Annotated in this window: 10 protein-coding genes; 8 read left to right on the forward strand and 2 right to left on the reverse strand. The window is 64.3% G+C overall.

The features are described from left to right. Positions 1-162 precede the first annotated feature (162 nt). The 3 genes from NTD82_RS26630 to NTD82_RS26640 all read left to right on the forward strand — a co-directional run bounded on the left by NTD82_RS26630 (position 163) and on the right by NTD82_RS26640 (position 3480). Positions 163-489 carry a DUF485 domain-containing protein gene (locus tag NTD82_RS26630; protein WP_095157865.1) on the forward strand — a complete coding sequence of 109 codons (327 nt, stop codon included), beginning with the start codon at positions 163-165 and terminating at the stop codon, positions 487-489. After that, entirely contained in the window at positions 486-2144 is a 1659-nt protein-coding gene (locus tag NTD82_RS26635) for a cation acetate symporter (protein ID WP_110973336.1), read from the forward strand. Before NTD82_RS26630 ends, NTD82_RS26635 begins: the two co-directional genes overlap by 4 nt. 91 nt (positions 2145-2235) lie before the next feature. Continuing rightward, positions 2236-3480, forward strand: coding sequence for an OprD family porin (locus tag NTD82_RS26640; RefSeq protein WP_262130895.1), 1245 nt, complete (start codon positions 2236-2238; stop codon positions 3478-3480). Between the two features lie 179 nt (positions 3481-3659). On the opposite strand, the gene NTD82_RS26645 is transcribed toward NTD82_RS26640, so the two are convergent. After that, positions 3660-6251, reverse strand: a complete 2592-nt coding sequence (locus tag NTD82_RS26645) for an EAL domain-containing protein (protein WP_262130896.1) — start codon at positions 6249-6251, stop codon at positions 3660-3662. A 389-nt stretch (positions 6252-6640) separates the two neighbouring features. Between NTD82_RS26645 and NTD82_RS26650 the strand changes: the two genes are divergently transcribed. Next, the gene (locus tag NTD82_RS26650; RefSeq protein WP_262130897.1) at positions 6641-8260 is read left to right on the forward strand and encodes a sensor domain-containing diguanylate cyclase; all 1620 of its coding nucleotides are present in this window, start codon (positions 6641-6643) and stop codon (positions 8258-8260) included. A gap of 18 nt (positions 8261-8278) precedes the next feature. On the opposite strand, the gene NTD82_RS26655 is transcribed toward NTD82_RS26650, so the two are convergent. Beyond that, a complete protein-coding gene (locus tag NTD82_RS26655; RefSeq protein WP_262130898.1) occupies positions 8279-9238 on the reverse strand; it encodes a DMT family transporter in 960 nt (319 codons plus the stop codon). Between the two features lie 103 nt (positions 9239-9341). Between NTD82_RS26655 and NTD82_RS26660 the strand changes: the two genes are divergently transcribed. The 4 genes from NTD82_RS26660 to NTD82_RS26675 all read left to right on the forward strand — a co-directional run bounded on the left by NTD82_RS26660 (position 9342) and on the right by NTD82_RS26675 (position 14362). Next, entirely contained in the window at positions 9342-10226 is an 885-nt protein-coding gene (locus NTD82_RS26660; protein ID WP_095157875.1) for a LysR family transcriptional regulator, read from the forward strand. An 88-nt stretch (positions 10227-10314) separates the two neighbouring features. Beyond that, positions 10315-11325, forward strand: a complete 1011-nt coding sequence (gene dusA, locus NTD82_RS26665; protein ID WP_262130899.1) for a tRNA dihydrouridine(20/20a) synthase DusA — start codon at positions 10315-10317, stop codon at positions 11323-11325. A 118-nt stretch (positions 11326-11443) separates the two neighbouring features. Then, positions 11444-12370 carry a transaldolase gene (gene tal / locus NTD82_RS26670; RefSeq protein ID WP_095157881.1) on the forward strand — a complete coding sequence of 309 codons (927 nt, stop codon included), beginning with the start codon at positions 11444-11446 and terminating at the stop codon, positions 12368-12370. Positions 12371-12460: 90 nt separating this feature from the next. Next, positions 12461-14362 carry an alkaline phosphatase D family protein gene (locus NTD82_RS26675; RefSeq protein ID WP_262130900.1) on the forward strand — a complete coding sequence of 634 codons (1902 nt, stop codon included), beginning with the start codon at positions 12461-12463 and terminating at the stop codon, positions 14360-14362. Positions 14363-14382: the final 20 nt, after the last annotated feature.

Below are 14382 nucleotides of genomic sequence, written 5' to 3' on the forward strand. Positions count from 1 at the left end.
GTCCACGACGATCCCCATCGCCGCGAATAACCGCGCGCGCTGACGCGCCAGCACTTCTCACGTTTCCCTCCGGTGACGGGCCACGCCCGCCGCCCCGGTGTCGCGCACCCTGAAATCCGTGCGTGGCGTGCAAGACCATAAGAAAGCCAAGGAGCCCCACCCATGAGCAATGCTGAACTGTCCCATAGCCAGCGATGTGCGCGGATCCGCGCCAATCCGAAATTCCAGCACCTGGTGCGCAGCCGTTCGCGGCTGTCCTGGTCACTCAGCGCCGCAGTGCTGACCGCCTATTACCTGTTCATGCTGGTGGTCGCCTTCCAGCCGCAATGGCTGCACACCCCACTGGCCGAAGGCCGCCAACTGACCCTCGGGATTCCCGTGGCGGCGTCGCTGATCGTGCTGTCCTGGCTGCTCACCGGCTGGTATGTGCGCAGCGCCAACACCCGCTTCGACGCGATGAGCGCCGACCTGCTGGAGGAGTTGAAATGAACCCACGCCTGCTCGCCCTCGGCGCCCTGCTGCTGGCCCCGGCCCTGGTCTTCGCCGCGCCCATCGTCGCCGAAAAACAACCGGTCAACCTACATGCCATCGGCATGTTCTTCGTCTTCGTCCTCGGCACGCTGGCGATCACCTGGTGGGCCGCCCGCCAGACCCAGTCCACCTCCGATTTCTACACCGCCGGCGGCGGGATCAGCGGCTTCCAGAACGGCCTGGCGATCGCCGGCGACTACATGTCCGCCGCCACCCTGCTGGGCCTCTCCAGCCTGGTCTTCGCCAAGGGCTACGACGGCTTCATCTACACCGTGGCGTTCTTCGTCGGCTGGCCGATCATCACCTTCCTGATGGCCGAGCGGCTGCGCAACCTCGGCCGCTTCACCTTCGCCGACATCGTCTCCTACCGCCTCGACCAGACCCGCATGCGCACCTTCGCCGCCTTCGGTTCGCTGACCGTGGTGTGCTGCTACCTGGTGGTGCAGATGGTCGGCGCTGGGCAACTGATCAAGCTGCTGTTCGGCCTCGACTACCGCACTGCGGTGATCGTGGTCGGCGCGCTGATGCTGGTGTACGTGATCTTCGGCGGCATGATCGCCACCACCTGGGTGCAGATCATCAAGGCCGTTCTGCTGCTCGCCGGCGGCACCACCCTGGCGATGCTGGCCATGGCCGAGTTCGGCTTCAGCTTCGAGACCCTCGCCACCCGCGCCGTCGAAGCCCACGCCATCGGCTGGAACATCATGGGCCCGGGCTCGATGCTCGCCGACCCGATCAACGCCGCGTCGCTGTCCCTCGGCCTGGTGTTCGGCATCGCCGGCCTGCCGCATATCCTGATGCGCTTCTTCACCGTGCCGAACGCCAGGGAAGCGCGTAAATCGGTGTTCTACGCCACCGGCTTCATCGGCTTCTTCTTCCTTGTGGTGATGGTGCTGGGCTATGCCGCCATCGTCATCGTCGGCACCGACCCGCAGTTCTATGTTGGCGGCGACCTCAAGGGCGCGCTGATCGGCGGCGGCAACATGGTCGCCATGCACCTGGCCAAGGCCGTGGGCGGCAACCTGTTCCTCGGTTTCCTCTCGGCGGTGGCCTTCGCCACCATCCTCGCGGTGGTTTCGGGGCTGGCGCTGGCTGGTGCTTCGGCAATTTCCCACGACCTGTACGCCACCGTGCTGAAGAAAGGCACCGCCAGCGAAGCGCAGGAAATGCGCGTCACCCGCTTCGCCACCGTGGGTCTGGGCGTGATCGCCATCCTGCTGGGCTTCCTCTTCGAGAACCAGAACATCGCCTTCCTGGTTGGCCTGACCTTCGGCATCGCCGCGTCGACCAACTTCCCGGTGCTGATCATGGCCATGTACTGGAAAAACCTGACCACCCGCGGCGCCCTGGCGGGCGGCTTCGCCGGGCTGATTTCGGCGCTGGTGCTGGTGATCCTGTCGCCGGCCGTGTGGGTGACCGTGCTGGGCAACGCCAAGGCGATCTACCCCTACGACCACCCGGCGCTGTTCTCCATGCCGTTGGCGTTCCTGGTCACCGTGGTGGTCTCGCTGCTGGACACCAGCGCCCGCGCCGCCCGTGAACGCGACGCCTTCGACGATCAGTTCGTCCGCGCCCAGACCGGCCTCGGCGCCGCCGCCGCATCCAACCACTGATTCCTGTCACATCCCCCTGTAGGAGCGAGCTCGCTCGCGAAGGCCTGCGCCAGCAGGCCCCGCCCCACACATAACAACAAGAGAACCCAACATGCTCCGCACCCTGACCCCACTGGCCCTGGCCATCCTCTGCAGCAACGCCCACGCCGCCTTCCTCGACGACAGCAAGGCCAGCGTCGAAGCCCGCAACTTCTACTTCAACCGCGATTTCCGCCAGGACGGCGCGGCCCAATCGAAAGCCGAGGAATGGGCGCAAGGTTTCATCCTGCGCTACGAATCCGGCTTCACCGAAGGCACCCTTGGCTTCGGCGTCGATGCCATCGGCCTGCTCGGCCTCAAGCTCGACTCCAGCCCCGACCGCGCCGGCAGCGGCCTGCTGCAACGGGACCGCGAAGCACCGAAGCGCGCCCAGGACAGCTCCAGCGACCTCGGCCTGACCGCCAAGGTCCGCGCGTCCAACAGCGTGCTCAAGCTCGGCACACTGATCCCCAAACTGCCGGTGCTGATGCCCAACGACTCGCGCCTGCTGCCGCAGGTTTTCCAGGGGGGCCAGGTGACAGTGCAGGAAATCAGCAACCTCAGCGTGGACCTGGGCCGGTTGCGCCAGGTCAACCAGCGTGATTCCCAGGACTACGAGGACATGAGCGTCACCACTGGCGCGGCGAAGAACATCGTCGTGCGCCAGACCACCACCGACCGCTTCGACTTCGGCCACGCGTTGTACAAGTGGAACGACAGCCTGAGCACCAGCTACAGCTACGGCGGCCTGGAAAACCTCTATCGCCAGCACATGCTCGGGCTCACCCACACCTGGGCGCTGGGCGACGGCCAGACGCTGAAGAGCGACCTGCGCTTCGCCCGCTCGCTGGACGACGGCGGCAGCAATATCGACAACAAGGCGCTGGGCGCGATGTTCACCTACGGCCTCAAAGGCCACGCGTTCGGCCTGGGCTACCAGCGCATGAGCGGCGATACAGGTTTCGCCTACATCAACGGCGCCGACGCGTACCTGGTGAACTTCGTGCAGATCGGCGACTTCGCCAACAAGGACGAGCGCTCGTGGCAGGCGCGGTATGACTTCAACTTCGCCAGCGTCGGTATCCCCGGCCTGACCTTCATGACCCGCTACCTGAGCGGCGACAACGTCGACCTCGGCGCGGCGCGGCCGAACGGCAAGGAATGGGAGCGGGACATGGATGTCGGCTATGTGATCCAGAGCGGACCGCTGAAAAACCTGGGGGTGAAATGGCGCAACGCGACCGTGCGCTCGACCAATTTCGGCAATGACCTGGATGAGAACCGGCTGATTGTGAGTTACACCGTGGCGCGTTGGTAAATCGCATCCCGTCGCTAGCCGACAGATCTTCAGCGTTCTGAAGATCGAGCGCCGCCCGCGCGGCGCTTCGCGGCGGTTCGGCGCCCCGACAAGTTCGCTCCTGCACTAAAGCGCTGATTCAAAACTTTGCGCGATTCTGTAGGAGCGAGCTTGCTCGCGATGCGCACCACCCCGAAGTCCTACCCCACAACCCCCACCTCTTCTTCGATCACCACCCGCTCTTCCAGCCACTGCGCCAGCGCATCCGGCGCCAATGGCGGCGAGAACAGATAGCCCTGGGCCACCGGATAACCCTGCTCCTGCAGCCAGACACTCTGCGAGTCGGTCTCGATACCCTCGGCCACCACCGTCAGGTGCAGGCTCTTGCCAATGCCGAGAATGGCATTGCTCAACGCCCGCGCCGCTTCGTCATGCTCAAGATCCGCGACAAAACTGCGGTCCAGTTTCAACTCCGACACGGGCAGGCGCCGCAGGTAGCTGAGGCTGGAATAGCCGGTGCCGAAATCGTCCATCGACAGGCGAATGCCCTGGGCATGTACTTCCTCGATGGTCTTCATGGTGCTGGGGTTGGTGTCCAGCAGGATGTTCTCGGTCAGTTCGAGGGTCAGGTCCGCCGGCGCCAAATGATGGCTGCGCAGGGTGTCGGCGATCATCCGCGGCAGGTCGAGGTTGTGGAAACTGGTCGGCGACAGGTTCACCGCCACGGCCGGCACCACCAGGCCGCGGGCCCGCCATTCGGACAATTGCCGGCACGCCTCGCGCAGCGCCCAGCGTCCCAGTTCGGCCACCAGGCCACACTCTTCGGCCAGAGGGATGAAGCGCGCCGGCGATACGTCGCCGAACTGCGGATGCGTCCAGCGCGCCAGCGCCTCGACGCCGTAAAGGCGCCCGGTGGACATCTCGATCTGCGGTTGGTAATGCAGGCGCAACTGGCCTTTCTGCAGGGCCTCGCGCAAGGCGTTTTCCAGCGCCAGGCGCTCCTGCGCCAACTTGTTCATTTCGCTGCTGAAGAAACTGAAACAGCCGCGGCCGCTGCTCTTGGCCTGGTACATGGCCATGTCGGCGCGGTGCAGCAGGGTTTCCACGTCGCAACCATCGGACGGGTACATGGCCACGCCCACGCTGGCGGAAATCGACAGGTTGGTGTTGGCGATGGTCATCGGCTGGCACAGCAGCGTCTGGATGCGCTCCACCGCGTCGGCGGCGTGGTCGCCGTCGCACTGCGGCAGGATCACCACGAACTCGTCGCCCGACAACCGCCCGGCGATATCCGAACCACGCAGTTCACGGCGCATTTTCGCCGCCACGTTGCGCAGCAGTTCATCGCCGGCCGGATGACCAAGGGAATCGTTGACCTGCTTGAAGCGGTCGAGGTCGATGAACAGCACCGCCAGTTGCTCGTTGTTGCGGGCGGCGGTGGCGATAGCCTGGTCGGCCTTGGCCTGCAACAGGCTGCGATTGGGCAGGCCGGTCAGGGCATCGTAATAGGCCAGTTGGCGAATCCGCTGACGCGAGTTTTCCCGCTCCAGCGCCAGCGAACAGAGGTGAGCGCAGGCGTCTACCAAACGCTGGTGGAACAGCGCCGAGGCGACATTGCGCGGCTGACGGAAATAGAACGCGAAGGTGCCGATGGCCTCGCCCTGGCTGTTGCGGATCGGCGTCGACCAGCAACTGCGAAAGCCCAACGGTCGCGCCAGGTCCTGATAGCCGGCCCACAGCGGGTCGCTGGCAATGTCGTCCACCAGCACCGATTCGTTGCGCCAGGCGGCAGTACCGCAGGAACCCACCATCGGGCCGATACGCACGCCATTCAGTTGGCGGCTGTAATCGCTCGGCAGGCTCGGCGCGGCGAGCGAATGCAGTTGCCCCTCTTCGTCGACCTTGAGGATCGAGGCGGTGATTTCCGGGGCGATGCGCTCAACTTCCAGGCAGATCAGCTCCAGCACTTCAGTCAGCGGCTGCTCCCGGGCCATGGACTCCAGCACCCGGTGCTGCAGGGCTTCGTGCATCTTGGCCTGGGTGATGTCGGTGAACAGGGTCACGGTGTGCTGCAACTGGCCGGCACTATCGAAGATCGGGTTGCTGACCACCTTCGCCCAGTAGCGCTGGCCATGCTTGCCGGTGACGATTTCCTCGCGCTGCATGGCGCCGGCGGCGTACATCTCGGCGTAGTACTCGGCGATGGTCTGCTCGTCGCGGTCCGGCACCAGCAGCGCCATCGGGCTCAGGCCTTTGATCTCGTCGCCACGCCAGCCGAACATCCGCCCGAAGCCGGCGTTGGTGTAGGCAATGCGCCGCTGGCTGTCGCTGATCATCACCGCGGTGTCGCTGGCATCCGCCACCAGCGACAGCATGCGCAAGCGTTCCTGCTGGACCCGTTCCTGCTCCAGCCGCGCGCTGATATCGGTGGCCAGCTTGAGTACCTGGACAACCTCACCGTTGCCGTCGAACACCGGCGTATAGGTCGCCTCCAGCCAGCAACTGCTGCCGTCGCTGCGCACCCGTTCCTGGATTCCGGAACTTCCGCTGCCTTCGCGCAAGCGTGGCCAGAACAATTCGTAAGCCGGGCTCTCCACCAGCGTGCGCGGGCAGAAGAAGCTGTGGTGGCGACCGCGGATCTCCTCCAGCGAGTACCCCAGCAGCACCAGGTAGTTCTGATTGGCCCGCAGCAGCGTGCCATCCGGGGCGAACTCGGCGATGGACATCACCCGGTCGAGGGCGGCCAGTTGAGCCAGCGACAAGTCGATGGAACGGTTGTCGTGAGACGTCATGTTCTACTCAAGAGAATCCAGCCAGGCAGTGGCCGGGATAGACCAGGAACCTGTGCCCACTGCGGCGCCCGAAACCTGCGGCCGCATCCATGGCACATGCATTGATGTCAGCATGATATTACCCCTCCCGCATGGCGGTCCATCTCTCCACCGTGCAAAACAAGCCCTTCGGCGCAGTTGCCGGCCTCACCGAAACAACACAACTGTCTGAATCGGCGTGGTTTTCGGTTCACTGCGTGACCCATCAGTCAAATTCATGTCCACGTATACACTGTGGCTATTCGACCAAAGTCTCATTACCCTTGGCGCGACAACTTCGGGCTTCAGGCGCAGTATGCCGCGCTTCGTCACGGCCCATGGCGGTTTGCCATGACCGTGCGCGCCTTCAAATGATTCAGGATCGGGGCAAGGGGACTTCGGTGCAGTTGAGACATTTCTTCCGTTGGGATCTGCGCAGCCTGATTCTGCTGCTGACGCTGATCACCGCTCTGGTCACCCTGCTCAACAGTTTCTATGCCAGCTATCGCGTGCAGTACCAGTTGCTGATCGACAACGCGCTGGAAGCCAACCACGCCTATGCCTCGAAGCTCGCGTCCAGCACCGAAACCTACCTGCAAGCCTCGCAGCAACAACTGGCCTACGCCGCCGACCTGCTCGGCGAGCACTTCGACGACCTCGCACAACTGAACCGCGAAGCCGTGCGCCTGCGCCTGCAGACCAACACCTTCAACTCCATCGTCATTACCGACGACCAAGGCGTGGTGCGCTCCACCTCGCCGGACACCCTGCAGATTCTCGGCAAGAAGCTGCAATCGGAGGGTGCCCTGGCGGCCCTGCGCGAGCGCCGGCCGCTGATTTCCAGCCCGTACATGTCGGCAGCGAACAACCTGATCATCTTCATCTCGCAACCGGTGTTCGACAAAGCCGGCCGCTACCGCGGACTGATCGGCGGCAGCATCTACCTCAAGCACAAGAGCATCCTCAACGAACTGCTCGGCGAGCACTACTACAAGAACGGCTCCTACCTGTACGTGGTCGACAGCAACCGCCGCCTGCTCTATCACCCCGACGCCGACCGGGTCGGCAGCATCGTCGGCAGCAACAGCCTGATCGACACCCTCGGCACGCGGGACAACGGCACCCAGCGAGTGATCAACAGCCAGGGCATGGACATGCTCGCCGGTTTCGCCTCCGTGCCCTCGGCGCATTGGGGCATCGTCGCCCAACGCTCCACCGAATCGACCCTCGAAGGGCTCGACCAGTTGCTGATGAGCGTGATCTTCAAGACCATCCCGCTGGCGATCGTCAGCTTCATCCTGATCTGGTGGTTCTCGCGGATCATCGCCCAACCGCTCAGGCAGTTGGCCGCGGGCGCGAAGAAGATCAACGAGCCGGAAACCAGCGCGCAAATCGAGAGCGTGCGCTCCTGGTACTTCGAATCGTCGGAACTCAAGCGCGCCCTGTTGATTGGCCTCAACCTGCTGCATGAGCGCCTGGGCAAGCTCAATCACGACATCCAGACCGACCCGCTGACCGGCCTGCGTAACCGCCGCGGCCTCGACCTCGCGGTGACGCTGTGGCAGGCGGAAAAACGCCCGTTCTCGGTGATCGCCATCGACATCGACCACTTCAAGCAGGTCAACGACACCTACGGGCACGCCGCCGGGGACGAGGTGCTGCAAGCGCTGGCGGAGGTGATGCGCGGCTGCTCACGGGACCACGACGTGATCTGCCGTTCCGGCGGCGAGGAATTCTTCATGCTGCTGCCGGGCACCCGCCCGGACACGGCGGCGCGGGTGGCCGAGCGCTTGCGCCATCGGGTCGAGCAGATGGAATTCGAAACGGTCGGCAACCTCACGCTGTCCATGGGCGTGGCCAACTGGCCGCTGCACTCGGACAACGCCGCGCGGGTCTTCGAAGTGGCTGACGAGCAGCTTTATCAGGCCAAGATCGGCGGGCGCAACCGGGTCCGCGTGGCCGACGCAGCAGAAGTTGCCCATCAGGCCTGAGCCTCACAGGCCAGGGTGTCAGGCCGGGGCATCCTTGCCCTGGGCCTGCGGCGCAACCCTGGCCTTGCCCGGCTTCAACCGCGACACCCCGAATAGCACCAGCGCCAGCCCGGCGATCTGATACGCGGAAATGTCCTCGTTGAGCAGCGCCCAGGACGCCAGCACCGTCAGCACCGGGCCGAGGTTGCCCACTGCCGCCGTTTGCGTGGCGCCCATGCGCTGGATCGCCAGCGCCACCCAGTAAATCGGCAGCACCGTGGAAAACAGCGCCATCAATGCGGCATTCACCCAGACCGCCGCGGGCAACTGGCCCAGTTGCGAGAAATCCCCGGTCAACAGGTAGTGGCCCAGCACCATGAGCGACGAGGCCGTGCCCGCCAGGCCGGCCAGGCGCATCGAACTCATGGTCTTGAGCATCACGCCGGTGCCGGAGTAGTACAGTGCGTAGGTCACGGCGCTGGCGAAAACCCACAGCGAACCGAGAATCACCTGATCGCCCACCCCCGAAACGCTGACGTCATGGACAAAGGCCACGCCCAGGCCGAGGTAGCAGATGCCCATCGCCACTAGCACTCGTGGGGTCGGCCGCTCGCGCAGGGCCACGGCCTGGAAGATCAGCACCAGGGTCGGATAAGTGAAGAGGATCAGCCGCTCCAGCCCGGCACTGATGTATTGCAGGCCGTAGAAGTCGAACAGGCTGGCCAGGTAATAGCCGAACAGCCCGAGCAACAGCACCCGCCCGGCACTGCCCCAGCTCAGCGGTGCATTGGCGTGGCCGCGACTGAACCACACCAGCCAGAGAAACAACGGCAACGACAGGGCCATGCGCAGGGCGAGCAAGGTGATCGCATCCACCGGACCCGCCGCGTAGGCAAGCTTGACGAAGATCGCCTTGAAGCTGAAACCCAAGGCCGACAGCACTGCGAACAGGCTGCCGTTATCGATGTAGCGCTGAATCCGGGGAGGCAAGGGGGTCATGGAGGTCCGCACCAAAATGTGACAGGCTTTATTCTGAACAGAAAGCCAGCACGCCAGAATCGCTTTTTTACGAAGCAGGCTTTCTGAATTGGAGAAACCCCTGATGCACTTCGACCTTCCCGACCTGCGCCTGATCGCCGCCATCGCCGAAACCGGCAGCCTGAGCAAGGCGGCGGCGAGCTTCCCGGTGGCGGTGTCCGCCGCCAGCACCCGCCTGCGCTTGTTCGAAGAACGCAGCGGCCTGACCCTGTTCGTACGCAAGGCCGACGGCATGCACCTGACACCGGCGGGCCGGCTGGTGCTGGAATCGGCTCGCGGCGTCCTCGGCGAAGCGCGCAAGCTGCACGACACGCTCAAGGAACTGGCCGGGCAGAAACGCATCAACCTGCACCTTGCGGCATCCACCGTGACCAACAGCACCATCCTCCCGACGGTGCTCGGGCCGTTCCTCTTCGACTACCCGGAAATCGACCTGCAACTGGTGGAACACAAGAGCGTCGACATCCTGCGCATGGTCCTCGCCGGCGAATGCGAGATCGGCGTCTACGACGGCAACCTGGTCAACGACGGCGTGGTCTCCCTGCCCTTCCGCACCGAGCGCCTGGTGCTGCTGGTGCCACTCGACCACCCCCTGACCGAACGGACCGCCTTGCGCCTGCGCGACGCCCTCGACTACGCCTTCGTCTGCCTGCCGGCGGAGCGGGCCATGCAGCGCTTCGTCGAGGAACTGGCGATCAACCTGTCGATGCCGCTCAAAGTCCGCGTCCGCGCCCCCGGCTTCGAAGCCATCGCGCAACTGGTGGCCCAGCGCGCCGGCATCGCCATGCTCCCGGAAACCACCGCACGCCGCCTGGAACAGGAACTGCCCGTACGCTGCCTGCCACTGGAAGAGCGTTGGGCGACGCTGGAGTTGCGGATTTGTTTTCGTGAGTGGGAGAAGCTGAGTTCACATGGGCGGCAGTTGGTGACGTTTTTGTCGGGGCGATAAGCCGGCAAAGCGCATTCCTGTTAAACTCCGCCGCCTTTTTTCAGGGTGCGTAATGCATCCGAAGACGGCAGCAGACGAGACCACCGGCATGCACAATACCCCCGCGGAAAACCCGAGCAATCCTTCGAGTCCGGTACTCAGGAGGTTTTCCGTCGCCCCGATGATGGACTGGACAGACCGCCGCTGCCGATTCTTCCTGCGCCTGCTGTCCCGCCACGCCCTGCTCTATACCGAAATGGTCACCACCGGCGCCCTGCTTCATGGCGATGCCGCGCGTTTTCTCGGCCACGATGCCGCCGAGTACCCGCTAGCCCTGCAATTGGGCGGTAGCGTGCCGGCCGATCTGGCCGCCTGCGCGAAGCTGGCCGAGGTGGCGGGCTACCAGGAAGTGAACCTGAACGTCGGCTGCCCCAGCGACCGGGTGCAGAACAACATGATCGGCGCTTGCCTGATGGGTCACCCGGCGCTGGTGGCCGATTGTGTGAAGGCGATGATGGACGCGGTGTCGACCCCGGTGACGGTCAAGCACCGGATCGGCATCAACGGCCGCGACAGTTACGCCGAGCTGTGCGATTTCGTCGGTCAGGTCCGCGATGCCGGTTGCCGCAGTTTCACCGTGCATGCCCGGATCGCCATCCTCGAAGGGCTGTCGCCGAAGGAAAACCGCGAGATCCCGCCGCTGCGCTATGACATCGCCGCGCAGTTGAAAGCGGACTTCCCTGACCTGGAAATCATCCTCAATGGCGGGATCAAGACCCTCGAGGAATGCCACGAGCACCTCAAGACCTTCGACGGCGTGATGCTCGGCCGCGAGGCTTACCACAATCCCTATCTGCTGGCCGAAGTCGACCAGCAACTGTTCGGCAGCGATGCCCCGGTGATTTCCCGCAGCGAGGTGCTGGAGCAGTTGAAGCCATACATCGCCGCCCATCTGCAGGCCGGCGGCGCCATGCACCACGTGACCCGACATATCCTCGGTCTGGCCCAGGGCTTCAAGGGCGCGCGCAAGTTCCGTCAGTTGCTTTCGGTGGATGTGCACAAGACCAACGACCCGCTGGCCCTGCTCGATCAAGCTGCTGAATTGTTAAAGGGCCACTAGGAACCGGCGCGCTCCGCGGCACTCGAAGACATACCCTCCCGACGCCCGCCGGCACGGCCCTTGAGCCGCTGACGGCGCTCGGGTAATGTCGTCGCACCGCACAGGACAGAGCACGCTCATGACTTCCAAGCTGGAACAACTCAAGCAGTTCACCACGGTCGTCGCCGACACCGGCGATATCGACGCGATCAGCCGCCTCAAGCCGGTCGATGCCACCACCAACCCTTCCCTCCTGCTGAAAGCGGCCGCCATGCCCGGCTACGCCGACCTGCTCAAGCAGGTGATCGCCAGCAGCAAGGGCAATGTCGATCTGGCCTGCGATGCCTTCGCCGTCGCGGTGGGCAGCGGCATCCTGAAAGCGATCCCCGGCCGCATTTCCACCGAAGTGGACGCGCGCCTGTCCTTCGACGAGCCGGCGCTGCTTGCCAAGGCCCGCCAACTGATCGAGCTGTACGACAAGGCCGGCGTTGGTCGTGATCGCGTGCTGATCAAGCTGGCCTCCACCTGGGAAGGCATCCGCGCCGCCGAAACCCTGGAGAAGGAAGGCATCCAGACCAACCTGACCCTGCTGTTCTCGTTCGCCCAGGCTGCCGCCTGCGCCGACGCCGGGGTGTTCCTGATTTCGCCGTTCGTGGGCCGCATCTACGATTGGTACAAGAAGTCCAGCGGCCAGGATTACGTTGGCGCCGAAGACCCGGGCGTGCAGTCGGTCACCCGCATCTACAACTACTACAAGGCCAATGGCTACGACACCGTGGTCATGGGCGCGAGCTTCCGCAACCTCAGCCAGATCGAAGAGCTGGCCGGCTGCGATCGACTGACCATCAGCCCGGACCTGCTGCAGAAACTCAGCGAAGACCAGGGCACCCTGGCCCGCAAACTCGCCCCCGGCGCCAGCGCCGAGCCACGCCTGACGCTGAACGAAAGCCAGTTCCGCTGGGCCTTCAACGAAGACGCCATGGCCACCGAAAAACTCGCCGAAGGCATTCGCCTGTTCGCCCGTGACCAGGAAAAACTCGAAGCCCTGCTTTCTGCAAAGGCTTGATACAAATCTCGGTTTGCCAGTAGTCGCGACAGCGCGGAAAGTCCCGCCTCTTCCGCAACTACTGGCAAACAGCCTCGTGTTCCCGCATTGATGTCCGACTCTTCTTTTTTGCCGTTGGTCCTGGCCGGGCCACTGCTTCGCCGCCTGGAGCCGACGCGCATGGTGTTCTGGCTGGTCGCCTCGCAGCCGCTGAACGCCGAACTGCACCTTCATGTTGCACATTCCGATCCGCTGGTCCTGCCACTGGACGCCACTCGCTGCCAGATCATTCCGGTGGGTCGCCAGGCGTTCGTGCACCTGATCGATGTGTCTCTGGAAACACCGCTACCCTGCGACACCCGGATCGACTACGACCTGCTGCTCGATGGCCACGGCATCGCCGAGTGGGCGCCGCACCTGCTTTATGACGGCGCACAGCGTGCGAACTTCGTCGTCCGCGAACGGCTGGATCAGTTGCTCCACGGCTCCTGCCGCAAACCTCACTTTCCCGCCGAAGACGGCCTGCTCTGCGCCGACCGGCTGCTGGCCAGCCCGCATCAGCCCGCACAGCGCCCAGCCTTGTTGATGATGAGCGGCGATCAGGTCTACGCCGACGATGTCGCCGGGCCGATGCTGCGCGCCATTCATACGCTGATTGCACGGCTCGGCCTGTTCGAGGAATGCCTGGACGGCGCGGTGATCCGTGACAGCGTCGAGCTTTATGGCCATCCCGCCAGCTACTACCACCGTGGCGACCTGCTGCCAGCGCTGAAAAGCAACGAAACCCTGCGCGAGCGCTTCTTCGGTGGCGTGCGCAAACCGATCTTCACCAGCAGCAATGCCGACAACCACTTGGTGACCTTCGGCGAAACCCTGGCGATGTACCTGCTGGTCTGGTCGCCCGTGCCGTGGACGCTGATTGCGCCGGACATGCCGCCGCTGAACGCCGAACACCAAACGCGCTACAGGCTGGAACAGGGTTGCCTGGATGGCTTCGTCGCCGGGCTGGGCGGGGTCGCCCGGGTGTTGGCGCACTTGCCGAGCCTGATGATTTTCGACGACCACGACATCACCGATGACTGGAACCTTTCGGCGCAATGGGAGGAAACCGCCTACGACCATCCGTTCTCGCGCCGGATCATCGGCAACGCCCTGCTGGCTTACCTGCTCTGCCAGGCCTGGGGCAACAACCCGGACGTGTTCGGTGATCTCCTGGAAAAATGCCGGCAACTCTTCGCCAGCACGGCGGACGACCGCCACCTGGACAGTCCGCAGCAGGATCAGTTGATCAACGACCTGCTGCGCTTCCAACAGTGGCATTACCAACTCCCGACCAGCCCAGCGCTACTGGTGCTGGACACCCGCACCCGGCGCTGGCGCAGCGAAAGCAATCTGAAGAAACCTTCAGGCCTGCTGGACTGGGAAGCGCTCTGCGAGTTGCAGCAAGCGCTGCTCGACCACCCGTCGGCGATCATCGTTTCGCCCGCACCGATCTTCGGCGTCAAGCTGATCGAGACGGTGCAGAAGGTGTTCAGCTGGTGCGGTTACCCGCTGCTGGTGGACGCGGAAAACTGGATGGCTCACCGCGGCGCGGCACAGGTGATCCTGAACATCTTCCGCCACTCGCGCACGCCGGGGCACTACGTGATCCTCTCCGGCGACGTGCACTATTCCTTCGTCTACGAAGTGCTGATCCGCCACCGCCAACGCAGTCCGCACCTGTGGCAGATCACCAGCAGCGGCATCAAGAACCGCTTCCCCGCGCGCCTGCTGGACACCTTCGACCGCCTCAACCGCTGGCTCTACGCACCGCGCTCGCCCTTGAACTGGTTCACCCGCCGGCGACTGATGGAAGTGGTGCCGCGCATACCCAGCCACAGCAAAGCCGGCGAGCGGCTGTGGAACAGCGCGGGCCTGGGCCAGGTGTTTTTCAATGAACAGGGGCAACCGGAGCGGGTGTTCCAGTTGAATGCGGATGGGTCAGAGGCGACGGAGTTTCCGCGGCGGGAATGACAAGGGCCTCATCGCGGCGA

This window comes from Pseudomonas sp. 5P_5.1_Bac1 (genome assembly GCF_025466015.1).
Classification (GTDB): Bacteria; Pseudomonadota; Gammaproteobacteria; order Pseudomonadales; family Pseudomonadaceae; genus Aquipseudomonas.

Bases quoted from the DNA above. Each gene is read 5' to 3' on its own strand.
- NTD82_RS26650 (WP_262130897.1), top strand. From the start codon at position 6,641: ATGATTCAGGATCGGGGCAAGGGGACTTCGGTGCAGTTGAGACATTTC.
- NTD82_RS26645 (WP_262130896.1), bottom strand. From the start codon at position 6,251: ATGACGTCTCACGACAACCGTTCCATCGACTTGTCGCTGGCTCAACTG.
- NTD82_RS26640 (WP_262130895.1), top strand. From the start codon at position 2,236: ATGCTCCGCACCCTGACCCCACTGGCCCTGGCCATCCTCTGCAGCAAC.
- NTD82_RS26635 (WP_110973336.1), top strand. From the start codon at position 486: ATGAACCCACGCCTGCTCGCCCTCGGCGCCCTGCTGCTGGCCCCGGCC.
- NTD82_RS26660 (WP_095157875.1), top strand. From the start codon at position 9,342: ATGCACTTCGACCTTCCCGACCTGCGCCTGATCGCCGCCATCGCCGAA.
- NTD82_RS26630 (WP_095157865.1), top strand. From the start codon at position 163: ATGAGCAATGCTGAACTGTCCCATAGCCAGCGATGTGCGCGGATCCGC.
- tal (WP_095157881.1), top strand. From the start codon at position 11,444: ATGACTTCCAAGCTGGAACAACTCAAGCAGTTCACCACGGTCGTCGCC.
- NTD82_RS26655 (WP_262130898.1), bottom strand. From the start codon at position 9,238: ATGACCCCCTTGCCTCCCCGGATTCAGCGCTACATCGATAACGGCAGC.
- dusA (WP_262130899.1), top strand. From the start codon at position 10,315: ATGCACAATACCCCCGCGGAAAACCCGAGCAATCCTTCGAGTCCGGTA.
- NTD82_RS26675 (WP_262130900.1), top strand. From the start codon at position 12,461: ATGTCCGACTCTTCTTTTTTGCCGTTGGTCCTGGCCGGGCCACTGCTT.